This is a genomic window from Haladaptatus ordinarius (assembly GCF_054177595.1).
In genome coordinates this window covers 22,452-45,651 of sequence record NZ_JBPEHH010000031.1, presented here as the reverse complement: position 1 = coordinate 45,651, position 23,200 = coordinate 22,452, and the positions used below count along the sequence as shown (strand labels likewise).

33 protein-coding genes and 1 tRNA gene are annotated in these 23,200 nt (G+C 62.7%); 13 read left to right on the top strand and 21 right to left on the bottom strand.

Annotated elements, in window-relative coordinates:
• The first annotated feature begins 59 nt into the window (after positions 1–59).
• Positions 60–836 (top strand): alpha/beta fold hydrolase, encoded by a 777-nt coding sequence (locus ACR3FF_RS13130; RefSeq protein WP_458188523.1) that lies wholly within the window; start codon positions 60–62, stop codon positions 834–836.
• Between the two features lie 68 nt (positions 837–904).
• Here ACR3FF_RS13130 and panB read toward each other — a convergent pair whose 3' ends face one another.
• Positions 905–1,714 (bottom strand): 3-methyl-2-oxobutanoate hydroxymethyltransferase, encoded by an 810-nt coding sequence (panB, locus tag ACR3FF_RS13125; protein WP_458188522.1) that lies wholly within the window; start codon positions 1,712–1,714, stop codon positions 905–907.
• 103 nt (positions 1,715–1,817) lie between these two features.
• Here panB and ACR3FF_RS13120 point away from each other — a divergent pair, with 103 nt between their 5' ends.
• Both ACR3FF_RS13120 and ACR3FF_RS13115 read left to right on the top strand, forming a co-directional pair.
• Positions 1,818–2,054 carry a DUF5822 domain-containing protein gene (locus ACR3FF_RS13120; protein WP_458188521.1) on the top strand — a complete coding sequence of 79 codons (237 nt, stop codon included), beginning with the start codon at positions 1,818–1,820 and terminating at the stop codon, positions 2,052–2,054.
• A gap of 74 nt (positions 2,055–2,128) precedes the next feature.
• Complete coding sequence (locus ACR3FF_RS13115; protein ID WP_458188520.1) at positions 2,129–3,475, top strand: hypothetical protein; 1,347 nt, start codon at positions 2,129–2,131, stop codon at positions 3,473–3,475.
• Positions 3,476–3,494: 19 nt separating this feature from the next.
• Here ACR3FF_RS13115 and ACR3FF_RS13110 read toward each other — a convergent pair whose 3' ends face one another.
• The 6 genes from ACR3FF_RS13110 to ACR3FF_RS13085 all read right to left on the bottom strand — a co-directional run bounded on the left by ACR3FF_RS13110 (position 3,495) and on the right by ACR3FF_RS13085 (position 8,194).
• Positions 3,495–4,010, bottom strand: coding sequence for an HAD family hydrolase (locus ACR3FF_RS13110; protein WP_458188519.1), 516 nt, complete (start codon positions 4,008–4,010; stop codon positions 3,495–3,497).
• 42 nt (positions 4,011–4,052) lie between these two features.
• A complete protein-coding gene (locus tag ACR3FF_RS13105; RefSeq protein ID WP_458188518.1) occupies positions 4,053–4,460 on the bottom strand; it encodes a DUF7522 family protein in 408 nt (135 codons plus the stop codon).
• Between the two features lie 41 nt (positions 4,461–4,501).
• The gene (locus ACR3FF_RS13100; protein ID WP_458188517.1) at positions 4,502–5,626 is read right to left on the bottom strand and encodes an acyl-CoA dehydrogenase family protein; all 1,125 of its coding nucleotides are present in this window, start codon (positions 5,624–5,626) and stop codon (positions 4,502–4,504) included.
• 112 nt (positions 5,627–5,738) lie between these two features.
• A complete protein-coding gene (locus ACR3FF_RS13095; RefSeq protein ID WP_458188516.1) occupies positions 5,739–6,131 on the bottom strand; it encodes a DUF6790 family protein in 393 nt (130 codons plus the stop codon).
• A gap of 325 nt (positions 6,132–6,456) precedes the next feature.
• Positions 6,457–7,653: an alanyl-tRNA editing protein gene (locus ACR3FF_RS13090; protein ID WP_458188515.1), complete on the bottom strand. Its 1,197-nt coding sequence runs from the start codon at positions 7,651–7,653 to the stop codon at positions 6,457–6,459.
• Positions 7,654–7,684: 31 nt separating this feature from the next.
• Positions 7,685–8,194, bottom strand: a complete 510-nt coding sequence (locus tag ACR3FF_RS13085; RefSeq protein ID WP_458188514.1) for a helix-turn-helix domain-containing protein — start codon at positions 8,192–8,194, stop codon at positions 7,685–7,687.
• Positions 8,195–8,300: 106 nt separating this feature from the next.
• On the opposite strand from ACR3FF_RS13085, the gene ACR3FF_RS13080 reads away from it, so the two are divergent.
• Entirely contained in the window at positions 8,301–8,504 is a 204-nt protein-coding gene (locus ACR3FF_RS13080; protein ID WP_458188513.1) for a TOBE domain-containing protein, read from the top strand.
• A gap of 40 nt (positions 8,505–8,544) precedes the next feature.
• Positions 8,545–8,895, top strand: coding sequence for a VOC family protein (locus ACR3FF_RS13075; protein ID WP_458188512.1), 351 nt, complete (start codon positions 8,545–8,547; stop codon positions 8,893–8,895).
• Between the two features lie 3 nt (positions 8,896–8,898).
• Here the strand turns inward: ACR3FF_RS13075 and ACR3FF_RS13070 are convergent, their stop codons facing one another.
• The gene (locus tag ACR3FF_RS13070; protein WP_458188511.1) at positions 8,899–9,324 is read right to left on the bottom strand and encodes an FkbM family methyltransferase; all 426 of its coding nucleotides are present in this window, start codon (positions 9,322–9,324) and stop codon (positions 8,899–8,901) included.
• A complete protein-coding gene (locus ACR3FF_RS13065; RefSeq protein ID WP_458188510.1) occupies positions 9,321–9,530 on the bottom strand; it encodes a hypothetical protein in 210 nt (69 codons plus the stop codon). The genes ACR3FF_RS13070 and ACR3FF_RS13065 overlap by 4 nt, the downstream gene beginning before the upstream one ends.
• A gap of 159 nt (positions 9,531–9,689) precedes the next feature.
• On the opposite strand from ACR3FF_RS13065, the gene ACR3FF_RS13060 reads away from it, so the two are divergent.
• Both ACR3FF_RS13060 and ACR3FF_RS13055 read left to right on the top strand, forming a co-directional pair.
• Positions 9,690–10,091 (top strand): acyl-CoA thioesterase, encoded by a 402-nt coding sequence (locus tag ACR3FF_RS13060; protein WP_458188509.1) that lies wholly within the window; start codon positions 9,690–9,692, stop codon positions 10,089–10,091.
• Between the two features lie 19 nt (positions 10,092–10,110).
• Positions 10,111–10,446 (top strand): DsrE family protein, encoded by a 336-nt coding sequence (locus ACR3FF_RS13055; RefSeq protein WP_458188508.1) that lies wholly within the window; start codon positions 10,111–10,113, stop codon positions 10,444–10,446.
• A gap of 174 nt (positions 10,447–10,620) precedes the next feature.
• Here ACR3FF_RS13055 and ACR3FF_RS13050 read toward each other — a convergent pair.
• A tRNA-Leu gene (locus tag ACR3FF_RS13050) sits at positions 10,621–10,705 on the bottom strand.
• 56 nt (positions 10,706–10,761) lie between these two features.
• Between ACR3FF_RS13050 and ACR3FF_RS13045 the strand changes: the two genes are divergently transcribed.
• Together ACR3FF_RS13045 and ACR3FF_RS13040 are read left to right on the top strand one after the other, a co-directional pair.
• Positions 10,762–10,986: a hypothetical protein gene (locus ACR3FF_RS13045; protein WP_458188507.1), complete on the top strand. Its 225-nt coding sequence runs from the start codon at positions 10,762–10,764 to the stop codon at positions 10,984–10,986.
• Positions 10,987–11,018: 32 nt separating this feature from the next.
• The gene (locus ACR3FF_RS13040; protein ID WP_458188505.1) at positions 11,019–11,579 is read left to right on the top strand and encodes a DUF420 domain-containing protein; all 561 of its coding nucleotides are present in this window, start codon (positions 11,019–11,021) and stop codon (positions 11,577–11,579) included.
• 79 nt (positions 11,580–11,658) lie between these two features.
• On the opposite strand, the gene purF is transcribed toward ACR3FF_RS13040, so the two are convergent.
• The 4 genes from purF to ACR3FF_RS13020 all read right to left on the bottom strand — a co-directional run bounded on the left by purF (position 11,659) and on the right by ACR3FF_RS13020 (position 14,777).
• The gene (purF, locus tag ACR3FF_RS13035) at positions 11,659–13,122 is read right to left on the bottom strand and encodes an amidophosphoribosyltransferase (RefSeq protein ID WP_458188504.1); all 1,464 of its coding nucleotides are present in this window, start codon (positions 13,120–13,122) and stop codon (positions 11,659–11,661) included.
• A 162-nt stretch (positions 13,123–13,284) separates the two neighbouring features.
• Entirely contained in the window at positions 13,285–13,461 is a 177-nt protein-coding gene (locus ACR3FF_RS13030; RefSeq protein ID WP_458188502.1) for a 50S ribosomal protein L37e, read from the bottom strand.
• Positions 13,458–13,640, bottom strand: a complete 183-nt coding sequence (locus ACR3FF_RS13025; RefSeq protein WP_049970133.1) for an LSM domain-containing protein — start codon at positions 13,638–13,640, stop codon at positions 13,458–13,460. The genes ACR3FF_RS13030 and ACR3FF_RS13025 overlap by 4 nt, the downstream gene beginning before the upstream one ends.
• Before the next feature lie 69 nt (positions 13,641–13,709).
• On the bottom strand, positions 13,710–14,777 hold the full coding sequence (locus ACR3FF_RS13020) for a M20/M25/M40 family metallo-hydrolase (protein WP_458188501.1): 1,068 nt from the start codon (positions 14,775–14,777) through the stop codon (positions 13,710–13,712).
• 111 nt (positions 14,778–14,888) lie between these two features.
• Between ACR3FF_RS13020 and ACR3FF_RS13015 the strand changes: the two genes are divergently transcribed.
• Together ACR3FF_RS13015 and ACR3FF_RS13010 are read left to right on the top strand one after the other, a co-directional pair.
• The gene (locus tag ACR3FF_RS13015) at positions 14,889–15,095 is read left to right on the top strand and encodes a hypothetical protein (protein WP_458188500.1); all 207 of its coding nucleotides are present in this window, start codon (positions 14,889–14,891) and stop codon (positions 15,093–15,095) included.
• Positions 15,096–15,137: 42 nt separating this feature from the next.
• On the top strand, positions 15,138–16,091 hold the full coding sequence (locus ACR3FF_RS13010) for a zinc-dependent metalloprotease (RefSeq protein WP_458188499.1): 954 nt from the start codon (positions 15,138–15,140) through the stop codon (positions 16,089–16,091).
• A gap of 42 nt (positions 16,092–16,133) precedes the next feature.
• Here ACR3FF_RS13010 and ACR3FF_RS13005 read toward each other — a convergent pair whose 3' ends face one another.
• From ACR3FF_RS13005 to ACR3FF_RS12995, 3 genes are read right to left on the bottom strand one after another with little or no spacing between them, the layout of a single operon-like run.
• Positions 16,134–16,334, bottom strand: coding sequence for a hypothetical protein (locus ACR3FF_RS13005; protein WP_458188498.1), 201 nt, complete (start codon positions 16,332–16,334; stop codon positions 16,134–16,136).
• Complete coding sequence (locus ACR3FF_RS13000; protein ID WP_458188497.1) at positions 16,334–16,708, bottom strand: nuclear transport factor 2 family protein; 375 nt, start codon at positions 16,706–16,708, stop codon at positions 16,334–16,336. The genes ACR3FF_RS13005 and ACR3FF_RS13000 overlap by 1 nt, the downstream gene beginning before the upstream one ends.
• A 56-nt stretch (positions 16,709–16,764) precedes the next feature.
• Positions 16,765–17,328 (bottom strand): hypothetical protein, encoded by a 564-nt coding sequence (locus tag ACR3FF_RS12995; RefSeq protein ID WP_458188496.1) that lies wholly within the window; start codon positions 17,326–17,328, stop codon positions 16,765–16,767.
• Positions 17,329–17,405: 77 nt separating this feature from the next.
• On the opposite strand from ACR3FF_RS12995, the gene ACR3FF_RS12990 reads away from it, so the two are divergent.
• On the top strand, positions 17,406–18,341 hold the full coding sequence (locus tag ACR3FF_RS12990; protein WP_458188495.1) for a DUF8054 domain-containing protein: 936 nt from the start codon (positions 17,406–17,408) through the stop codon (positions 18,339–18,341).
• Positions 18,342–18,356: 15 nt separating this feature from the next.
• On the opposite strand, the gene trmB is transcribed toward ACR3FF_RS12990, so the two are convergent.
• On the bottom strand, positions 18,357–19,418 hold the full coding sequence (trmB, locus tag ACR3FF_RS12985) for an HTH-type sugar sensing transcriptional regulator TrmB (RefSeq protein WP_458188494.1): 1,062 nt from the start codon (positions 19,416–19,418) through the stop codon (positions 18,357–18,359).
• Between the two features lie 311 nt (positions 19,419–19,729).
• Between trmB and ACR3FF_RS12980 the strand changes: the two genes are divergently transcribed.
• Complete coding sequence (locus ACR3FF_RS12980; protein ID WP_458188493.1) at positions 19,730–20,071, top strand: putative quinol monooxygenase; 342 nt, start codon at positions 19,730–19,732, stop codon at positions 20,069–20,071.
• A gap of 39 nt (positions 20,072–20,110) precedes the next feature.
• Here the strand turns inward: ACR3FF_RS12980 and ACR3FF_RS12975 are convergent, their stop codons facing one another.
• From ACR3FF_RS12975 to priS, 3 genes are all read right to left on the bottom strand, one after another.
• The gene (locus tag ACR3FF_RS12975) at positions 20,111–21,127 is read right to left on the bottom strand and encodes a sodium:calcium antiporter (RefSeq protein ID WP_458188492.1); all 1,017 of its coding nucleotides are present in this window, start codon (positions 21,125–21,127) and stop codon (positions 20,111–20,113) included.
• 69 nt (positions 21,128–21,196) lie between these two features.
• Positions 21,197–22,009 carry a DNA replication complex subunit Gins51 gene (locus ACR3FF_RS12970; protein WP_458188491.1) on the bottom strand — a complete coding sequence of 271 codons (813 nt, stop codon included), beginning with the start codon at positions 22,007–22,009 and terminating at the stop codon, positions 21,197–21,199.
• Complete coding sequence (gene priS / locus ACR3FF_RS12965; RefSeq protein WP_458188490.1) at positions 22,006–23,178, bottom strand: DNA primase small subunit PriS; 1,173 nt, start codon at positions 23,176–23,178, stop codon at positions 22,006–22,008. The genes ACR3FF_RS12970 and priS overlap by 4 nt, the downstream gene beginning before the upstream one ends.
• Between the last annotated feature and the right edge of the window lie 22 nt (positions 23,179–23,200).

Genomic DNA, 23,200 nt, shown 5'->3' with positions numbered 1-23,200 from the left:
ATGCGGTTCCCGACCGTCCCCGTCCTGAAGTTTATACGCTACGCGGGAGAAAGAGAAGCATGGAGACGGTCACACACCACGACAGGACGACGGCCTACCGCCACGTAGACCGTGGCGGCGAGGGTGAACCCGTGCTGTTTGTCCACGGTAGCGGCGCGACTCACGAACTGTGGAAAGCGCAACTCGCTCGACTCGGCTCGTCGTTTCCCGTCGTCGCACTCGATTTGAGCGGCCACGGCGAGTCCGAAGACGTCGACTCCGACCCCGGCTGGGGGACGCTCTCTGCGTACGCGGACGACGTACTGGCGGTGGCCGAGGAGACCGGTGCCCGCACGCTCGTCGGCAACTCGCTCGGCGGCGCAGTCGTCATGCACCTGGTCCTCGAACGCGATTTCGACCCCGACGCCCTCGTCCTCGTCGGCACCGGCGCGAAACTCTCCGTGCTCGACGACCTGCTCGCGTGGCTCAACGACGATTTCGACCGCGCCGTCGAGTTCCTCCACGAGGGCGACCGGCTCTTTCACGACCCGGATGACCGCTACGTCGAACTCTCGAAGGAAGCGATGTACGAGGTCGGCCAGCGCGTCACGAGTCGTGATTTCCACTCCTGTCACACCTTCGACGTGCGCGACCGGGTGAACGAGATCACCGCCCCGACGCTCGCCGTCGTCGGCGAACACGATATGCTCACGCCGCCGTGGTACCACGAATTTTTGGCCGAGAACGTGCGCGATGGACGGTGTGCCGAAATCGAAGGGGCCGCTCATCTCACGATGCTCGAAACGCCAGAGGCGTTCAATGGAACGCTAACGCAGTTTCTCGCTGACCGGGCGTAGCGGTGTCGTGAGAGAACGACCGAAGCGAACTCCGTCTCGTTTGACGAAGTCGACGTCGAAGCGACGATTCAGTACACGCCGTCGATGTCGTCTTCCACGTGCGAGTGTTCGTCCGCCGGGAACTCGCCCGACTCCACTTCGTGACGGAACGCCGAGACCGCACGTTCCATCTCGCCTTTCACGTCGCCGAACTGCTTCGAAAAACTGGGACTCCAGTCGCCCAGTCCGACTACGTCGTTGATGACGAGCACCTGACCGTCCGTCTCCGGGCCGGCACCGATACCGATGGTCGGAATGTCGAGTTCTTCGGTGATAGTCGCCGCGAGGTTCGCCGGGACGTGTTCGAGGACGAGCGAGAACGCGCCAGCCTCCTCGTGGTCACGGGCCAGTTCGAGCATCTCGTCTGCTGCGTCCTGCGTCGTTCCCTGTCGGGCGTACCCCAGTTGGTTGACGTGCTGTGGCGTCAATCCGAGGTGCGCCATCACCGGAATCCCCACCTGCGAGAGCGTCTCGGTCAACTCGACCGTGTGCGTTCCGCTCTCTATCTTGACGGCATTCGCGCCCTCCTCTTTCAGCATCCGACCCGCGTTCTCGACCGCACTCTTCTCGTCGTAGCCGAAACTGAGAAACGGGAGGTCGGCGACGACGAGCGTCTCGTCGACGCCTCGGACGACTGCACCCGTTCGACTCGCTACCTCGTCTACCGTGACGGGGAGCGTCGAATCGTATCCCAGTACTGTGTTCCCCATACTGTCGCCCACGAGTATGATGTCGATGCCAGCCTCGTCCACGATACTCGCGGTCGGCGCGTCGTACGCCGTCAGCATCGTAATCGGTTCTTCGCCCGCCTTGGCACGGATGTCCCTCACCGTTGGCATACCTCGAACTTCTCGTCCGAGGGCTTAATCTGCCCGGTCGATGATGTATTCACCGGAACCCGACCTGACAACTCTTAAGCCGACTCGGTACTCGCGTTCACCTGTGCCCGAACCAGTCGAGACGTACGAACCCGAGGGAATCGACTACGGGTGGGTGATGCAGGTCACCTTCGTCACGACCATCCTCGTCGGCGCACCCCTCGTCGCACTCCTCTCTGTCGTCGCCGGCGTCTCCCTGCCGACGTGGGCCTCCCGCGTCTCCTTCGCCGTCCGCGTGGGTGCCATCGTCTGGTTCGTCACCGCAGTCGCCGTGTATCTCTACGCCAGAACGCGACGGTGACCGTGGTGGGAACCAAGTGAACCACCGAACGGTCTTCGACAAAGTATTTACCGTATCTCTAACAAGTCTGTGGCATGCGACGAGTTCTCGCTCTCATCGCCTTCCTCCTGTTCGTCCCCGTTATCGGCCCATCGACGGCGAGCCCCCAACCGACGCCAGTCTGTCAGGTCTGTGGGTCTGTCTTTGCCGACGCCGCGGAAGACGGCGGCATCAACGCGACCGTTACGAACAGCACCGTCGTCGTCCAGATCCACGAGAACGGCAGTGCGACGTGGGTCGTTCGAAACCGTTTCTCCGTCGGGGCCGACCGGTTTCGTGAGAATCCCGGTCGGCTGAACCGACTCGCACAGACACTCCTCGACGAACGGTACGGACTTCCGGACGAAGCGACTCTCGTCTCCACGCGCATGGACGGCGACGTCGCAGTCATCACCATCCGCGACGACGATGCCGCGACGCGTCACGCCGGTCTCCTCGTCGTCGATTACCTCCACGATGGCGAGTACGAAACGTGGTACGTCCTCAACGTCGACCGGTTTACGATCCGTGGCCCGGACGGAACCGTCGTGTCGAACGAACCCGAAAGCGGGAGCGTCGACGGTCGAAGTGTGACCTGGTACGGGGAAACCGAACTCGAATCGTACAGTGCGCCAAGCCTCAAAGGCTCTTCCTACGTTGTCTTCGGCGCGGACGATTCGCTGACGACTCAGTTACGAACCACGGGCGCGCTCGCGTTGGCGACACTTCCCATCGTCGTCCGAAGCGTCGAGTCGTTTCTCCTCTGGCAAACCGTGCTGTTTACCGTCGTACTCGGAGGCGTCGTCGGTCTCCTTCGAACATATACGCCCAGCGTCGATGGGAGGCGATTAGCCGCGACCACCGTCGCTCTTGGGGTGGTCGGAACGGTCGCTTTCGGAACTGTCGTTCTCCGGTCCACTCAGTTACACCCGGCGCTCGGCCCCACGCTGTTCGGGGTCGCCGTCGGTCTCGTCGCGTGGGAGACGCGAACACGAGAAACGAGACAAAGGCGGTACAGCGGCGCACGTATCGCTATCGGTGGGCTGGTCTTCGCGTTCGCGGGGACCACTGTGGTGGCGGCCGTGACGAGTGCTCCCAATCCCATCGAAACCGCGTTTCGAGCGACTGCCATCGCATTGCCACTGGCGGCGTTGCTGCCACTCGGTGCGACCCTCGATGCGAATCGGCGGCGTCTCCTCCGGTGGGGTGGGCTCGCGGTCGTCGTGTTCGCCGCGTTCCCGCCCGCTTTCGTGGACTTCAGCGACCCGCCGACGGGACTGGGTGGCGGACTGCTCACCGTGTTCGTGTTCGTCATCGCCGTCCTCCTCCCGCTGGTCGGGACGGTCGTGCTCTTGCTCGGGCAGTCGTTCGCCAGTCCACAGCGGTCGGGCGAGACGAACTGACGCCAGTCCCGCCGACCGCTCAGACGTACTCGAAGGAAAGTCCTGCCCGCTCCGCCGTCAGTTCGTCTCGACGCGAGTCGCCGATGAAGATGGCATCACCGTCCACGCGCAACGCGCGCAGGGTCGCACGCAAGGGTTCGGGATGTGGCTTTCTCGTCGCCATCGAATCGCGTCCCACGACCGCATCAACGTATCCCGTGAGGTCGTGCGTTTCGAGGCTGACGTGGCAGGCCGCCTCGCAGTTCAGCGAGCAGACGCCGACTGGCACGTCGTGCTCCGCGAGTTCGTCGGCGTGTGGAAGGCGCGTCGAGCGTCGTGCACCCTCACACTCGTGTTCAGCGATGACGTCCTCGACCGGGTCGCGGGCATCCGCCTCGTCGGCCAAATCCAGCATCCGCCAGAGGTCGGCGTCGCTTGCGTCTACGCCGTGATTTTCGAGCACGCTCGCAACGTTTCGTGCCACTTCGTTCCAGTCCACGACGAGGTCCACGAGCGTCCCGTCGAGGTCGTACACCACTGCGGAAACGTCTGTCACGACTCGCCGTAAGCAGGCAGGGCGCAAAGGGACTTCGGTCGGTTACGACTCGATAGAGGTCTCGACCGTCTCGACGAGGTCGGTCACGTCGGCGTCGGGGTCGACCGTGAAAAACAGTCCTTCCTGGCCGACGAGCACGCGAACGAGCGTGACGTGGTCCATGAACGTGACGAACGATCGGACGTCACCCGCAGCACGAAACACGTCTTCGAAGAGGTCTTTCTCCATGAAGTCGACGTGGACGTACGAGAGCACCTCGTCGAAGTGGTCTAGCATCTCCCGTTCGTCTGCGTACAGCGAGAGCGTCGTATCGTCTGCGTACAGCGTCTTGAACTCCTCGGTGTCGTACTCGACGCAGAGGTGTACCGCGTCGTCTGTCGTGTCTCGAAGCGCGGCCACCGCCGCGTCCGCGTCGAACGCGACGAGCGACGAGGAGTCCGAGATGGTCATCGCCTCATTCATCTTTCGGATTTGTTATAAAACTACTGGGCTCAATCGAGGAGGTTTCGGGCGATGACCTTCTTCTGAATCTCCGACGTGCCTTCGTAGATGGTCGTTATCTTCGAATCGCGGTAGAACCGCTCCACGTCGAAGTCGGTGGTGTACCCGTAGCCGCCGTGAATCTGTACCGCTTCGTTGGTGATGTCCACTGCCGACTCGCTGGCGAAGTACTTCGCCATGCTCGCCGCCATCTGGTGGTCTTCCCCGGCGTCTGCGAGTCGGGCGGCGTCCCGCGTCAACAGTCGCGACGCCTGGAGTTTCGTCTGCATGTCGGCCAGTTTGTGCCTGACAGTCTGGATGTCGCCGATCGGTTTGCCGAACTGTTCGCGTTCCCCCGCGTAGTCGACGGCCTGGTCGAGCGCCGCCTGCGAGAGACCGACCGCCTGACTGGCGATGCCGATACGTCCGCCCGTCAGGATGTGGAAGGCCACAGAGAGCCCCCGTCCTTCCTCGGTGAGCCGGTTCGCTGCTGGAATCCGCACGTCGTCGAAGATGAGACTGGTCGTGTCGCTCGCCCGCAGGCCGAGTTTGTCCTCTTTCTTCCCGACTTCGACGCCCGCATCCTTGGGGACGACGAACTGCGTGATGCTCCGGGGGTCGTCGCGGTCGGTCTTGGCGAAGAGGACAATAACGTCGGCGCGCTTGCCGTTCGTTATCCACTGTTTTTTCCCGTTGATGACGTACTCGTCGCCCTCCCGACGGGCCTCGGTGGACATCTCGGCGGGATTCGACCCGGCCTCCGGTTCCGAGAGCGCGAACGCCCCGACGGGGCGGCCCTCGGCCATCTTCGGAAGCCACCGTTCTTTCTGCTCGTCGTCGCCGAACTCCGCGATACACGACGTTGCGAGGCAGTGAACCGACAGCGCAGTTGCCACGGAGAGCGCACCGTAGGCGACCTGTTCGTTGACGACGCTGTAGGTCAGACTGCCCACGTCGAGGCCGCCGTACTCTTCGGGCACCGTCATGCTCGTCATGTCGAGTTCGGCGAGACCGTCCCAGACGTCCTCGGGGAACTCCTGTTTCTCGTCGCACTCCGCCGCAGTCGGGCGAATCTCCTCGACGGCGAACTCCCGAGCCACGTCTCGAATGGCCTGCTGTTCCGAAGAGAGGTTCATGTGCCGTCTTCGAGTGCCGGAGGAAAAAGATACTCGTTCTGCGTCTGCGCGTCGTCCGGGAGAAACTGAACGAGTGAGAGATGTGGGAATGGAGACGACGAAATTCGTCGACTCAAAGATTATAAAGGACCATCAGCGTGAGCAGGACGAGGGGCGTCAGAATATCTGTTGAGAGGATAGGACCAGCGTTTCCAGGACTCCGATTTTCCGTCGCTCGAATCTCTTTTACGTGGCCGAAGGCAGCACCGAGCATGAACACGGAGATGCCGATCGCCATCGTAAGCCAGAACCCACCGCGGAACCAGAGACAGAGAACGCCCAGCACCCCTAATGCGAGATTAGCGAACGCGACTTCCCTCTGAAACGGGTTGCCCGCCGGCCAGCCGGTGAACGCGGCAATCCGTCGGGTCTGAAATAATGACCGAGAAAGGCCCAAAACCCCTGTAGACCAACGACCACCACTAAGAACGCGAGGAAGAAGGCCTCCACGGGTGGGACGTTCCACAGGAGAATCTGAGCGACTCCAGCGAGGATGACCCCCGCGGGAAAGACGAGCGGGACGTAATCGCCCGCCGTTCGTTCAGTGGTTGGTACTCCGACGGTCGACGATTCGGTTTCGTGCGTAGTTGCTCGTTCCCCTCGAGCCAGGTCTCCCCCCGTCTAGGTCACGCGACCGGGACTCTCGAAAATTACGCCGGGCAATTAAATAAATATGATCGAAAAACCACTGTTCAGGCCTCTGACACCCTCTGCAGGGCATTATCGGTACGAGGGTTCACTGGAAGGTGGTCGGAGCGAAATTCGGCGAAACCTCGCGTCTGCTGCCTTCGTTACTCGCGCAGAAACCGAACCACGTCCTCCGGGCCCGCCGACAGCCCACCGCCCTGTGCGAACGTCGGACTCCCGCCACCGCCGCCCCCGAACTCGGCGGTTACGCCGTCTACCACGTCGCCCGCTTCGACGTCGCCGTCCGTTCCGACGACGAGGAAGGTCGCGCCGTCCTCGCCGGTGAGGACGACCACGTCTGCCACGTCGCCTGCGAGTTCCCTGACACGGTCTGCGAGTTCGTTCGGACCGACGCCGTCGATGGTGCCGACCAGCCACTCGTGGCCGTTTCGGGTTATCGTCTCGTCCGCGAGGTCTTCGAGTTTCGCGCCGACGAGTTGCGATTTCGCATCCTGTAGTTCGGATTCGAGGGTTGCCAGTTCGTCCGTGAGGCGCATGACCTCGTCTGGCAGGTCCGCGACGCTCGTCCCCGCGACTCGCGCCGCGTCGAGTGCGGCGCGTTTCTCGTCGGTTCGCACCCGGATGGCCGGCGGGCCGACTGCGAACTCGACCCGCGTCAGCCCCTCGCCGGGGTTCGACCGGTCGAGGAGGGTCACGGGGCCGATTTCGCGGGTGTTCTCGACGTGGGTCCCACCGCAGGCCGCGGTGTCCCATCCCTCCACTTCGACGACGCGAACCGTATCCGAATCGCTCAACACGCCCTCTTCGGTCTTCGTGTTGAACGCGATTTCTCCGCGCTCCAGCGCCTCCGATTTCGGCACCTGTTCCCACGAGACCGGTAGCGAATCCCAGACCGCGCGGTTCGTCAGGCGTTCGAGTTCGACGAGGACGTCGTCGTCGATGTCGGTCGACGTCTGGAAGTCGACGCGAACTTTCCCCTCGCCGATGTCGAATCCTCCGTAGCCGAGGTCGTCCAACACTCTGCGGCCCGCACCGTACAGCACGTGGCTCGCGGTGTGCGCTCGCATGCAGTAGGTTCGGAACTGTTCGTCTATCTGTCCGACGACGGTGTCGCCGACGTCGAAATTCGGCGTTGGCCCGTCCTGTAGCGTGTGGACGACCTCGCCGTCGCGTTCCTGTACGTCGGCGACGGGGATGTTTCCGAGCGTTCCTCTGTCTGCTGGTTGGCCGCCGTTCTCGGCGTAGAAGTACGTCTCTGAGAGCACCACGTCACGACCATCGAGCGCCGAGATGGTCGCGTCGAAACTCGTCCGATAGGGGTCTGCTGGCGCGCGAGTCATACCCGTTCTCCGAAACGGGCGGACAAAAACGCTACGCCGACTCGGACAGCGTCACGTCGAGGTGGTCTTCCAGCGATTCGATGACCGACCCGCCGACGCCCGCGCGATTCGCCCGGTTCTGTTCGACGGCGAGGAGGTGTTTCTCCTGGATGCCGAGTTCGTCGGCGAGTTCCCCGCGCTGGAGGCCGGCCTCCTGACGCGCTTCGACCACGCGGTCGCCGTAGTTCGAGACGAGATACGGCAGCGGGTCGTCGTCGTAGTTCGTTCCCTCCTCTTCCCAGTGGCTGGCGTCGCCTTTGCGGGCGTCGTCTAACTTCGCCGTGTGCTGTGCGGCCCGGCGCTTTCGATTCTGCTCGCTCGGCTCTTCGGGTTCTCGTCGTTCTGTCTTCGCCGCGTCGTTGTGGCTCGCACAGCTCTGACAGACCTCCAACTGTGCGCCAGCGACGCTCGCCTCGGTCAGCGAGTCGGTGGCTTTCCCACAGAGTTCACAGGAACCGCCACCGCTGCTGCCGGACGAGTTCCCGGTCGAGTATTTTGCCATACACCTGTTAGGGAGGGGCCACATTTCAATATCGCGTTTGTCCCTCGGAGCAAAGGTTGCCCGAACGTTTTTCGGTTCTGTCGCCGTCTTCGCGCAGGGGGAAGCTATGTTAAGTGCACGAAATCGACTCAGTGGCGAGGTCGTCGCCGTCGAAACCGGCGACGTGACGGCCGAAGTGTCCATCGACGTGGACGGCGAGACGGTCACCGCAGTCGTCACCCGCGAATCGGCCGAGAACCTGGAAATCGAGGAGGGGATGGAGCTAACCGCGGTCGTCAAAGCGACCGACGTGATGGTTCGGTCGGAGTAGGACGGGAATCCTTTTTTCACCGCGCGCCGTCATCGCCGGTATGCGTGGAATCGTCTTTTTCGCCAGTGAATCCCGTGAGCGAACCGTCTCGTTCTACACCGGCCGTCTCGGCGCGGAGGTGTGGCTCGAACAGCCAGACTGCACCATCCTCCAGTTCGACAACCTGCTCTTTGGCTTCTGTGAGCGCGACGCGGCGGACACCGACGGCATCCTCACGTTCGTCACGGACGACCGCGAGGGCGTCGACGCCCTGTACGACGAGTTGGCCGACTGTGCACGCGAACGACCGGCGGAGAATCCGCGCTACGACATCTACCACTTCTTCGCGGACGACCCCGAGGGACGCGCCGTCGAGGTGCAGACGTTCGACCACGAGATAGCGCCGGTCTGAACCTCACTCCGGAACGGCTTTCCGAGTCGTCGTCAGGACAACCAGGTCGTCGTGGAAGCCAGCGGTACCTTCGTCTACGATCTCGTAGCCGAGGCGTTCCAACGCTGCTCTGACTTCCTCGGGCGGGGAGCCGAGATGGTCGTGCGTTTCGACGATGATGACTCTCGGGTCGATCTCCAGCGAGCGAAGGATGTCCAGTTCCGCACCTTCACAGTCCAATTCCAGCACGTCACACTCCGGAATCGTATCCGGGGACCGACGCTCGCCGTCGGCTTCGCCCCACAGTTCCTCCCCCACAAACTCGCCTACCGCGGCGTGTTCGAGCGTCACGAGGTCGGCGACGCGGTTGACTTCGACTGTCCGTTCGATGATTTTGAGCATCTTCGACGTGGGTTCGAACGTCGTGACCTCGCCCTCGAAGTGTGTCATCCGTGCGGCAACCACCGTCGAGACACCCCTCCACCACCGACTACGACGACGCTGTCGCTGGGGCGAACGAACCGACGAAGCGAACGAATCGAGGCGTGTTCGTGGTCGGGATGGTTGTCACGGCCCTCTTCCGGCTCGACGGACGGGACAGCGACACCGTTCATCAGCCTCGTGCGAACGTCCGGCTCTTTCGTAGCGTCTACCATTGGCGAAAAATAGGTGGTTCGGATAAAGTATTTTCGCATCGATGACAGGATTTGTGACGCGGAGACAGGGATGGACCACCACGAGGTGACCCGACCGACCGTTCGTCGTTTCTACTCCGAATCGACAGACGGATTACCCCGCTTCAGGCTACCGTTTCCATGGACGAATTTTCCCACACGACCGACGTCGAGGTGCGCTACCGCGACCTCGACACGATGAGACACGTCAACAACGCCGTCTACGCGACGTACCTCGAACAGGCGCGAATCGACTACTTCCGGGACGTCGTGGGTGGCTCGATGGACGAAATCGAGGGCGTCCTCGCGCATCTCGAAATCGACTTTCGCCAGTCGATTACCACGGCAGACGAGGTGACCGTCGCCACCCGCGTCCCCGAACTTGGCGAGTCGAGCATCCCGATGGACCACGAGATTCGCGTCGGCGACGACGTGGCCGCCACCGCCGACGTCGTCCAGGTCGCGTTCGACGCGGACGAAGGCGAACCGTGTCCGATTCCGCCTGCGTGGCGCGACCGCATCGCGACGCACGAGGGGTTCTAACGCCCACCACTATCCTCACATGAACACAGTCTTTCACGTCTCGACGCCCGACGCCGCCGAACTCACCGTCCCGAAGGTCGAGAACCTGCTCGCAGACGAGACGCTCGACCTGGAGTCGGTCGCCGTCCTCTTCGATTCCGGGGAGGCCATCGCCACGCTGGAACGTGACTCCGACGTCACCGCGGACGTTCGGACTCTCATCAGCCGAAACGTCGAGTACAAGGTGTGTAGCAACGCGATACGAAACCCGGCGGTGGACGAGTCGAATCTCGTGAGCGGTGTTGAAGTGGTCTCGTCTGGTGTCGGCGAACTGACCCGTCTCCAGGCGCGAGACTACGCCTACATCCGACTCTGAGATACCCATCTCCGGCCCCAAGGTTCGGTTTTTCGTCCAAAAATATTCGCCAGCCTCGGCTGGTCGGTGTAGCGTCAGTAGAATTGTGCGTGGGTGATGTCCTCGAAGGGCACCACCTGCATCGTGTTCGGCGGTGATACCGCCTCACGGTCCGCGGCGAAGCCGCGTGTGCGATGCGTGGGACCGGATTTGAACCGGCGGACCCCTACGGGACAGCGCCCTCAACGCTGCGCCGTTGGCCTAGCTTGGCTACCCACGCCCGCTGGGTCTTTCTGCACTCAATCGTTGATGGTGACTCGATAAAAGGCCTTTCATTTGACTCGGAAGCGAGAGGGGTTCGCACGTATCTATCAACCGACTACCGGTAACGTAATTATCGTCGACGACGATACGGAAACCGTGCCGCTCCACCGCTTCGTGAACCGGATTCGGAACACTCGCATCGACTACGTCTGTCCCGACTGTGCCCGAGCCTACGACCTGCCGTACGGAGCCTGTCCGATGTGTGATAGTGAGCGCTTGCATCGAATCGTGAAGTAACTGGTATCCCGACGGAGTACGAACCCCGACCCATGGAATCTTCAGTTCGAAACAACGTTCCGGCGTTGACCGCGCTCTTGACCGTCGTTTCGCTCGCACTGGTGTTCGGCGCGGTACTCGGTGTCGTCCCCAGACGCTCGATTCCGCGGGCACCCGAAACGGTAATCGCAGCAATTCCCCACGTCAACGCCGTCATCAGCGTCGTCGCGATAGCCGTCATCGGGAGCGCGTGGCGCGAGATTCGGCGCGGGAACGTCGCCCGCCACCGTGCCGGGATGATAGCTGGTTTGCTGTTGTTCGTTTCCTTCCTCGGCCTCTATCTCTACCGCGTGGCGCTCGAAGGAGCCACCGAGTTCCCCGGCCCGGAGGTCGTCTACCAGTTCGTCTACCTGCCGGTGCTGGCGATTCACATGCTCCTCGCCATCGTCTGTATCCCGTTGCTCTACTACGTCCTGTTGCTGGCACTCTCGCATCCCGTGAGCGTGCTTCCGAGTACGAGCCATCCCCGCGTGGGGAAGATTGCGGCCTCGCTGTGGCTGGTGTCGTTCTCGCTCGGCACGGTCGTCTACGCGCTGTTGTACGTGGTCTACTGACCGGCGATTCGCTGTCGCGTTCGAACCCCCCGAAACGACGTGCCCTTCGCCCCCCACGGCGTGACTGTGATGGGATTTCTCAGTCGCTCGCACCCTCGATGACGGGGCGTGTCACGTCGCGGTCGGTCTCCTCGCTTTCGATGTCGTAGGGGTACTCGCCGGTCACACAGCCCAGACAGAGGTCGCTTCGGTCAGAACCGAGTGCGTCGGCGATGGCGTCCTTCGAGAGGTAGGCGAGGCTGTCAGCCGCGATGGCGTCTCGAATCTCCTCGACGGACTTGTCGGAGGCGATGAGTTCCTCGCGGGTCGCCATGTTGATACCCATGTAGCACGGCGCGACGATGGGTGGTGCACCGATTCGCATGTGGACTTCCTCGGCACCACAGTCTTTGAGCAGTTGGACGAGCTGGGTCGAAGTCGTCCCCCGGACGATGCTGTCGTCGATTATCATCACCGTCTTCCCCTCGACGGTGGATTTGATGGGGTTGAGTTTGAGCCGCACCGCGCGTTCGCGCTCGTCCTGCGTCGGCATGATGAATGTCCGCCCGACGTAGCGATTCTTCATCATCCCCTCCGCGAACTCCACGTCGGACCCATCCTCCTGTGCCGCCTCCGCGTATCCGGACGCGAACGCGCGCCCGGAGTCGGGCACGGGCATCACGACGTCGGTTTCGATGCCGCTTTCCTCCCAGAGTTGCCGCCCGAGTTCGCGCCGCACCTCGTAGACGAGGTTGCCGTCGATGACGCTGTCGGGCCGCGCGAAGTAGACGTGTTCGAAAAAGCAGTGGGCGGTCTGTTCGCGCTCGACGAGTTGGTAGGTGTCGAACCCTTCGCCGTCGGGCTGGAGGACGACCAGTTCGCCGGGGCGAACGTCACGGACGAGTTCGCCGTCGATGGTGTCGATGGCCGCCGACTCGCTGGCGATGACGTAGCCGTCCTCAACCTCCCCGATGACGAGCGGTCGATTCCCTTCCGGGTCGCGTACCCCGAGGACGGTGTCGTCGTGCATGATGGCGAGCGAGTACGACCCGTGGATACGGTTCATCGTCCGCTTGACCGCGCGGATGAGGTCTTCTTCGAGCAGGTTGCGCGCGAGGTCGTGGGCGATGACCTCGGTGTCGCCGTCAGACGTGAAGGCGTGGCCGAGCGCGGCGAGTTCGTCCCGAATCCCCTCCGAGTTGACGAGGTTCCCGTTATGCGAGAGCGCGAGCGACCCGCTCTTGAACGAGACGGTAAAGGGCTGTGCACAACTCTCGTCGACGCTCCCGGCGGTCGGATACCGAACGTGTCCGATTCCGGTGCTTCCGGCGAGACCGTCGACGTCGTCCTCGCCGAAGGCGTCACCGACGAGACCCATCTCGACGTGACTGTGCTGTTGAAATCCGTCGTGCGTGACGATACCTGCCGACTCCTGTCCGCGATGCTGGAGGGCATACAACGAGTAGTAGAGGGGGCGTGCCGCGTCACGGCCCGCCAGTGACGCGCCGACGACGCCACACTTCTCGGTTGGCTTCCCGAAGTTCCCGTCCCGGCCACCTGACATAGGCGACAATAGTGCGGGCCGATAGTAAAAACTCTCGTTATCGTGCTGTATTCGAGTCGTTCGTTTTGAGGATTATGCACATTCGTGTAACGTTGTCCGATACGCGACAGCTACCGCTCGTCGGTCGGTGTCTGTAAGAGCGAGAATATCCGCAGCAGGCGGTTAGTTGTCGCCCGCTTTGCTCTGCCACTCGTAATCGCGTCGTTTGCTCGACTTGCCGAAGCCGCACGACGAACAGACCTTCTTTCGAGTGTGGTAGGACTTCTCGCCACAGCGACGGCACTTCACGTGTGTCGTCTTGTTCTTCTTGCCCTGGCTCGGGGTTCCTGCACCAGTCATGGATTAATCGAAACGACGTTATCGCCGCGTATAATGGTTGTGTCTTCGTCTTCGATGACGAGGTTCATGTGCTGGTCGTAGCCCGTGAGCGTGCCGGTGTACTCTTCGCCACCTTTCAACTGCACGGTCACCACGGAGTTTAGCGACGCTTCGAGAACGTCGAGTGGTCGTCCGCTCATATCATCAAACCCAGTGTTTGCATTCTTAAACGTACCGGAACGAGAATCGCATCCCCCTTCGACCCCGAATCAGAGGTCGACTGCGAACCCGTCGCTGCCGCTCGACTGGACTGCGAACTCGGCCAGGAGGTCCGCTGCCGCCTCTAAGTCGGCCGTGTCGATGACTTCGACCGGCGTGTGCATGTACCGGTTCGGCAGTCCGACGTTGAGCGATGGGATGCCACCACGTGCCGTAAAGAAGGCGTCCGCGTCAGTTCCGGTGCGAATCCCCGACGCCTGCAGTTGAATCGGAATGTCGGCGTCACGGGCCGCCATTCGCACTGCGGAGACGACCTCGGGATGGTTCGTGCTGCCGCGCGCGACGACGGGGCCGCCGCCGAGGGCGATGTCGACGTCCTTGAATCGCGTTTCGCCCGTCACGTCGGGACTGTCCATCGCGTGGGTCACGTCGATAGCCACAATGGCGTCGGGCGCGAGGTCGAACCCGACCATCTTCGCACCCTGCAAGCCGACCTCCTCCTGGACCGTACTCACGGCGTACACCGTGGCGTCCACGTCGCGTTCCGCCGCGCGTCGGAGCGCCTCGGCCGCGACCCACGTGCCGACGCGGTTGTCGATACCCGGCCCGGCCAGCCGCGTCCCGTGGAGGTCTTCGACGCTCGGGGAGAAGACGATGGGGTCGCCCACGTCCACGAGTTCTGCGGCTTCGGCCTCGTCTTTCGCCCCGATATCGACGTGCTGTTCGACGATGTCCTCGAACTCGTCGTCCTCGGTGTCGCGCAAGTGAATCGCGCGTTGACCGATGACACCCCGAACGACGCCGTCCTCGGAGTGTATCTCGACGTGTTGGCCCTTCGAGACGGTGCGGTCAGAGCCGCCGATCCGGTCGATGCGGACGAAGCCGTCGTCGTCGATGCCGGCGACGATGAACCCTATCTGGTCGGCGTGACCCGCAAAAGCGAGTTCGGGGTCGTCACCGTCGACGACGGCGACGGCGTTGCCGTACTCGTCGGTTCGTACTTCGTCGGCGAACTCGGAGACGTACTCTACCCACACACGTTGGCCTGCGACTTCGAATCCCGAGGGGCTCGGCGTGGTGAGCAGGGTGTCTAAAAACTCACGTCGGCTCTCGTTCATACCGGTGAAGGGGAGACGACGCGTCTTCAACCTCTCGAATATAGCCATTTAATGTAATATATATTATATTTATCCCGAACCGATAAGGCTGAGACCACCGATGGGGAGAGTATGGGGGTTTTCGAACTACACCTACACGAACCGAATCTCACGCTCAACGTGGGCGAAACGACGTCGGAGTCGCCAGAGCCGTCGCTCGAGTGGGGTCGAACCGACGGTGGCGAGGAGAAACCGCCGATTACGGCGAAACTCGGCCCGGTGTTGGTCCTTCTCGCAGTCATCGTTCTGGCGGTGCTCAGAAACAGACGCCGAGAGTGAGACGGCAGAAGCATTTTGTCGCCTCGAACCCAACGGGGAATCGTGAATCTCTATCGTAGCGTTCGGGCCGTCACCGGTGCGACCGGTTCCGGCCCCATCGATTGGGGCGCGGTCGCAGAAGCCGCGAAATCCGCGACAGAACCGGGCTCTATCGACCTCTCGCCAGCAGAGCAATCGGGGTACGCGACCGACGTGCGTGACGCCCGCACTCGCGTACGAGAGGTATCTGGCGTCTCGTTCGACGTGCCGGACACCGTCGAAATCCAGAATCGCCACCACTGGATAGACGCGAACATAACGACGTTTCGGCGCGTGATGGAACCCATCGAAGAACACGGACCGACGGTGTTACCCGGCGTCGCCCGCGTTCTGAACACGGGGTCGATGTCGGTGATGCTCGCGGTCCTCGGCAACAACGTCCTCGGACAGTACGACCCGCTCTTGCTCGCGGAAGGTGACGACCACGCGCTGTACTTCGTCCACCCCAACATCGTACGAATCGCGGGGAAGTTGGACGTGGACTTCGACCGATTCCGCAGGTGGATCGCCTTCCACGAGGTGACCCACGCCGCGGAGTTCGGTGCGGCCCCGTGGCTCTCTGATCACCTCGAATCGCAGATGGAGAAGGGCGTCGAAGCACTGGCCCACGGCGAGGTCGACCGCGAGGCGTTCCGCGAACTCGACGCCGCGATGACCTCCGTAGAGGGATACGCCGAACTGCTCATGGACGAGGCGTTCGACGACGAGTACGAAGACCTCCGGCGGAAAATCGAAGCCCGGCGGAAGGGGATGAACCCGCTGTCCAAACTCGTCCGGCGACTGCTCGGTCTCGGTTTGAAACGAAGACAGTACGAGCGCGGAAAGGAGTTCTTCGAGTACGTCGTCGACGCAACCGACATCGAAACCGCGACCCGCGTGTGGGAGTCACCGGAGAACCTCCCCGACAGCGAGGAACTCGACCACCCAGAGCGGTGGTTGGCGCGAGTGAGGGCGTGAGTCGACGCACGGACACGGACAGTTCACCCGACCACCGATTTCTCAGGGCGCTATCCAGCCGAGATACCACACCAGCAGACCACCGACGACGAGTCCACTCAGCACAGCCACCACCATCTCGACCACACTGGCATCGCCGTAGAGGGCGATGAGGCCGCCGGAAGCACCGACCAGGAGGACGAGCGCGGCTTTCAGACGATTCATCGCGTCGGTGCGTTCTTCGCGAGATATCGGTCCGACCATCAGAGTTCCCGTGTGACGCTGACGTGCATGCCGGTGAAAACCCATTCGTCTTCGGTCCGTTCGAGGACGCCACTCCACCGCGTATCGAAGGAGCGCCGTTCGCCCGTCCGGGTGTCCGTCCACGCGAGTCGGACGTCGTCGGTAAATCGGGCGAACTCGTTCCCCGTGACCACCTGCAATCGTTTGCTCTCGACGCTCCAGTCGGCGGTCGTCTCCGTCTGCTCGTGTAATCCGTCCGCGATGGCGTCGTACCCCGAAAGACGCTCGCTGATGCCGAACTTCACGATATCGTCTCGGCTGGCGAAAAACGGTTGCAGAGGGTCTCCCCGCCGGAGCGCATCGTAGTAGTCGTGTACCGTGTCCTCGGCATCCATGCAGGATGGGTGCGGGCGGGACGTGCATAAACCCCGACGAGATGGGGTCGGTGACGTTACTGGAACCCCTGTCCGACCTCGTCCTCGTCGATGAGGTCGTCCAGTTCCGAACTCAGCAGTTTCTCCGCCTCTTCGAAGGTGTCCGAGAGGTCGTCGACCGACTTCGGGCGGTCGTAGTTGTCGAAATCCATCGGCCCGAACGCCGGGCTCTCTACGGCCTCCATCACGTCGTCGAAGAGGTCGGCGGGCGAGGTCGGCGCGTCGGCGTGTGCCTTGATGGTCTCTTCGAGACGTTTCGCCCGCGCTTTGGCTTCTTTCTTGTCTGGTGGTGCCTGTTCGGGGTGACGAACGGCGAATCGACCACCGCGGAACTTCTCTTCGGGGAGGTAGCTTCCGATTTCGTCGTCCAGCTTTCGAGCGAGTTGCGTGCCGACGCCTCTCACCTCGTAGGGATTTTTCGCGTACGTCTTCAGGTGGTAGAGTCCCGCTCTCGGGTGGGCGAGATACAGATCCTCGCCGACGCCACCTGCTCGCGTACCCCCGGCGGCCCGCCATCCCCGAGGGTCGACGTCGTGGTCGATAACGTCCTGGAGGATGTCCTGCCAGTCTCGAACCCGCATAGGTACACCGTAACACGCCGAGGAGATTAACGTATCGCTTCTCCAGACCGGACTCATCCGACCTCGACGAAACTCGGATGGCGGTCGTACTCTCCGTCGCCCGCCTTCGAGTAGTCTCACCGGTGAGCGGTCTCGTCGACGACTCTCGTCGTCGTCTCGTGGCGTTGGAACGCCGCGAACCGGTTCGTCTCGCCCGAACACTCAAACTGGTCGCCGCCCAACACCCACCAATGCTCGACCGTCTCCGAAAGCCCGAGTACACGGGAGAAAACCGGTGTTGGCCCTGCACCGCGCTGAACGCCGCGTTACTGTTGTTCGCGTGTGTGGGCGTTACTCGATATCTCCCCACGAAACGCGCCCGCCGACTCGCGGTCGCCTCGGCACTCGGACTCGTCGGCGGTGTCACGATCGGTCTCCGCGGGTATCTCGTCCCCGGAACGCCGCAGTTCGCACCGTCGTTTTCCGACCTGTTTTTCGAATCACACCGACAGTCCGAACCCGGCACGCTGGCGGGCGACGCCGAAGACGCTGGCGAACGCGTGGTCGAATCGCTCCTCGATGCGGGAATCGTTCTCACAGTCGGCGACTCCCTCCACCTCGACGAACGATTCCGAACCGATTGGCGCGCCGAGATGGTTCGCGTTCGAGACCACGACCTCGCACAGGCAGTTGGCGAGTCGTCGCCCCGCCCCGTCGACGTCGAACTCGTCGAGGGTGGCGACTGGGTCGTCGTCTCGACCGGGGATCCCGAAAGCGAACAGTGGCTCACGCGACCCGTCGCACTCGCCGAGGTCGCGGCGGTCCGGGTGCTCGCAGAGCGCGGCCTCGACCCGGACGTTCGTGTCCAGTCGGGGAGTGCGCTCCGGGCGTTCCTCCAGAAGTGTCCGGATTGCGGTGTAGAACTCGAAGAAACGACGGCCGACCGTTGCTGTGGCAGTGGGACGAGTCCGATGTCTCCTCCCGACGAGGTGCTGGCCTGCCCGGCGTGCGACAAGCGCGTCTTTACGTTTTGACACTCGGTGGCGGGTTCACCGTTCGTAGGCCGGTGGTTCGTCCGTTCCGATTCGAATCTCGTGGGCTTCGATGTCTTCGAGTGCGGCGACCTGCCCGCCGACCGTGACGGTGCCGTCCTCGGTCTCGACCGACATTCCTGCGACGCGCTCGCCGCCTTCGAAGGAGAAGCCGACGACTCTTCCCCGGACGACTCGCTCGATCCCGCTCTCGATGTCGCGGCCCTTGATGGTCGCGTAGAACTCGCCGTCGAGCCCCTGAATCTCTTTCACACAGCGTCGAATGGAGGCGTACCGCCGGGGGAAGGTTCGGTCGGTCCCGTCGGCGAAGAGAGTGCGTTCGGCGGTGGTCCAGAGCACGGTGCCGAAGAAGCCGGAGACGAGAAAGCCCAGCGCCGAGCGGTTGAAGATGACGCCGTAGCGGTCGCGATCGTCGCGCAGGGCGTCCTGGGTGGCGTACATCGAGTACTCGCCGTCCGCGACTGCGATGACGGGCGTGGTGATGCCCCGGCGGGCGCGGGCGGTCGTGGCAACGCTCTCGTAGGCGAACTCCTCCGGTCCGGGTGCTTCGGAGGCGGGCGTGACGAGCAGTTCCGTACTCACGCCGGCGTCGATGGCGGTTGCGAGTTCGTCCTCGAACCGTTCGAGCAGGTCGGGCGTCAGCGACAGCGCGAGTTCGTACTCTGCGACGTCGATGACGTCTTCGAGGTAGCGCAGGATAGTCGAACGCGATTTCACCAGAGAGACGGCTTCGGTGTCCCGCGCCGGGGCGGTGTACCGCGCTTCGAGGTTGGTTATCATGTCGTCGAGCGACGACTGCACGTCGGAGAACGCTTCCTCGGGGTCGATGGCGATGACCTTCATCGGTCGGGATTCGCGGAGTTCGACGAGGCCTCGGTCGCTCAAACTCCGGACCGTGTCGTACACCCGCGGTTGCGGGATGTCGGTGTGCTCTGCGATTTCGCTCGCAGTCAGCCGCCCGTGTTCGAGCACTGTGAGATAGGCGTCGATTTCGTACTCCCCGAGATTGAACCGTTCTCCGACTCGTTCGAGTGTCAGATAGAGGTCGTCGGAGCTCATTATAACCTGCAAATTGGTGGGGGACTATAGAACCCACCTTTTCGCACCAACCGATTGCTATCGTTCGCAAGCGCTTCGCTCTTTCGAACGACTACACTCCTCGCTCACGGTCGGTGGGACAGCCTCCGGCGGTCGTGTCGCCTGCTGCTTTTCCGAGTCGTGTCGCTGGCCCGTCGCTTCGTTACCGGTCGATTACGAACCCTTCCGGACTCGTCGGTACGTCGCGTGAAATGTGGTTCTCCAGGCTGTTTTCAGCACCCTCGACGGAGTAGTCGTAATGTTGATAGTCCACACAGGCATTCCTATCAGATATGTTGATAGTCCACACGAGCATCCCCATCAAATCCGAGTATCGGGCGAAAGCAATCAAGGCAGCCGAATCACTCGCGGGACAGTCACGAAACGAGGATGGGACGGTTCGCTACCGAGCGATGGTCGATGTCGAGAATCCGAACGTACTCCGGTTCTTCGAGCAGTACGAGGACGTCGTGGCACTGGAGGCACACGTCGAGACGGACCACTATCGCAAGTTCGAGAACGAACTCCCGAAACTGGTCAATGGAGAACTCGAAACGATTCGGGTTCGGGTCGATGATTCCGAGACGATTCGTTTCGACGTGGACGAACTACGGCACGAATCACGAGCGGAGTAGTTCGACACTGGAGCGTTCTACCGGTCGATTCCGTCCAACTCACGCTCCAGGGACGAGACGCGTCACGCCGACCGTCTCCAACACCATCCACGCGATGAACAGCAGGTAGACGACGAGCAGTATCCACGCTTCGACCGTCGTGAGTTGTAGTTCGGTTCGGAGGATACCGAAGACGACGACGGTGGCGAGCGTGAGAAAGCCCATCATCGGGACGGCGACGGCAAAATCGATAGGGGCGGAACCGGCGACGAGGACGCCCGCCGGGACCGCGATGAGCAGGTCGAACGTGTTGCTCCCGAGCACGTTTGCGAGGCTGGTGACCCCCTCTTTCTGACGTGCGGCCCGGACGCTCACGAGCGTATCCGGAAGGCTGGTTCCGGCGGCGACGACGGTCAGCCCCCAGAGGAAACTCGGCGTCCCGAAGATGTCGCCGAACCCGAGCGCCGACTCGATGAGCCCTTCGACCGCCACCGCGATGAGGACGAGACTGGCGAGCAGAGTGGCCCAGTCGCGGAGCGGTTGCACGTCGTCGGGTGTCTCGCCCGCGTCGTAGTCTTGCGTATCCTGGTACTGTGTGAAGATGTACACGCCGTAGAACGCGACGGGGATGAGCGCGAGCTGCCGCGTGACGGTTCCGCCGAGGCGCACGTCGGGGACGGGATGGTAGATGACCGCCAGCGCGAAGGTGATGGTGAGCACCGAGACGGCGATCATGTAGAACTGCGCCTCTTTGTACACGACCGCCCGGTCTGCCTCCACGCCGTCGGCGAAGATTCCGGAGAGTGCCGGGATGACCAGCAGATTGAAGATGGCCGACCCGATGATGACGCTGACGCCTAAATCGTACGAACCGGTACGGACGGTCGCGATGACCGTACTCGACAGTTCCGGGAAACTCGACCCGACGGCGACGACGATGGCTCCACGGACGATAGCAGGTAAGCCGTAGTACAGCGAGAGACGCTTGCTCGCTCGCTCTAACATATCGCTTCCTTTCCAGACGACGACCGTGCTCCCGAGCGCGAGCACGACGAACCACGCGAGGCCGTTCGGCATCGTTCGTACGTTCTCCTCGACGGTGTTTAAAAGCGAACGGTCGTCGAGACGAATATCACCGTCGCGGTCTCACTCTAGTTTCTCCGCCGCGTCTCGCTCGATGAGCGGCGCTGCGTTCTCGGCGGGGAGCGTCACCACGTCTTCGCTCGCGAGGTCGTACTCCCGTTCGTCCACGCCGAAAATCTCTCCCACGTCGCGGGTGATCCGAACCATCGTTCGCTCGTCCGAGAGTGCCGGTTCGGGGGTCTCCTGGGGTGCAGGCTCCTCGTCGGGTGTCGCCCCCTCGTCCGGAATCGATTCGCCGTTGTCGGTCGATTCCGGACGGTCCGGTGCGTTCTCAGAGTCCGTGTCGATTGGCTCGGAATCCCCGGCAACCGCCGCTGCTTCGGCGGTGGGTCGGTCTGCCTCTTCGGACGCCGAGTCGCCAGCAGTTGTCTCCTCTTCGGCCGCGTCGTCCGGAGTCGATTCCTCGGCGTTTGCTTCCGTATCGGATTCGGTCCCCGAAAGGACGTCGAGCACGGTGGATTTGTTCGACTCGATACGCTCGACGAGGTCGGTAAACAGCGTCTGTTCTTCGGTGGTCAGTCCCTCTTCGTCGGCCGGAATTCCGGCCGCCGAGAGGCTCGCACGCTTGACGACTTTGCCCACGCGCCGTTCGTAAATCGCCTCGACGACTTCTTCCGCCGTCTGTATTTCGTCGGTCAGTCGGTTGACTTCGACGGAGTCGAACGGGTCGTCTGCCCGTTCGGCGGCCCGCTCGCGCTCCTCGCGAAGGTCACGGATGTACGCACCGACGTCTGCGTAGAAAGACTCCCGCAGATGTTGCAGGCTATCTTTCGAGCGCTCCTTGCTCTGGACGCTGCGGAGTTCGTCGAGGTTCATTCTTTCCCTTTTTCTGCCCGGTCACGCACCATAAGGAAGATGGCAACGTATTCGGGAATCGATACATCACCTGCAGGGAGCGTAAAGCTTTCGCCACCGAGTTCGACGTGCGCCGGTTCTTTCAGTCCCACTGTCACTTCGTGTCTCGTGAACGTCTCCGGTATCGCGTCGACGAGCGGGTCAAAATCGTCGAGTTCGTCGCGTGAAATCCGACGGACCTCCAGTCCACTGCCACCGTGGAGACTCCCCGGAAATCGGATGAGACGGTGGGTGTCGGTCGTCACCGGTTCGTCTACCGCCGCACTCTCCGAGGCGAACACGTCCTCGGCGACGATGCGCGCGAGTTGGTAGAACGCCGGATGCACGTCCACGTTTCCGGCCGCTATCTCTCGGCGGTTGTTCTTCGCGGCGTTGTACGCTCCCGTCGCCTTCCCGGTACCGATGCCGTCGAACTTCTGGAGACGTTCGAGCGCGTCCGCTTCGTCCATCGCCACGAGTTCGTCCACGAACGCACAGAGTCGTGCGTGGACGCGCCCACCCCAGCCACCCTCGGTCGGGAGGCTCCGTTTGTGGGTCGGGTTCTTGAGGCCGAGTCCGGCGACCGCTTCGGCTTCGACGAGCGAGTCGAACGCCACATCCCTCGCCCGCACGTAATCGACGATTTCCCGGCGTGCTTCCCGGTCTAGGTGCTGGACGCCGTCGTCCCGAACGTGGACATGATACCCCCGCCCGCCGGAGAAGACGACGGTCGTGTCTTCGAAGTCGAAATCCCTGTCGAGCAGGTCCAGCAAATCGAGCAGTTCGGCCTTACAGCGCGCGAGCATCTCGGCGTAGGTCGTCTCGTCGGTGACGCCGGGGAGGTGGTCGGCGTCGAGGTCGAAGACGAGGTCTGCGCTCTGCCACGCTTTCGCCTCCATTGTGTTCGCACCAGGGTCGCGGTAGCGGCCAGCGGAGAAGTAGACGTGGCGCGGACGCTCGCGCTGGAGAAACCCACCGAGGTCACCGAGGTCGAGCAGGGAGTTGTGCCGAACCATCGTCGTCCCCGGCCCGGTCGTCCACGGGATGTAGCCCCACTCTCGCTCCTCCGCACCCGGCGGGAGCGTCGGGTTCACCGACCGGTAGTGGTCACGGAACCGGCCACGGAGATACGCTCGCGTCCGCTCTTTCATCGTCAGTAGGTGAGTGGGCGAA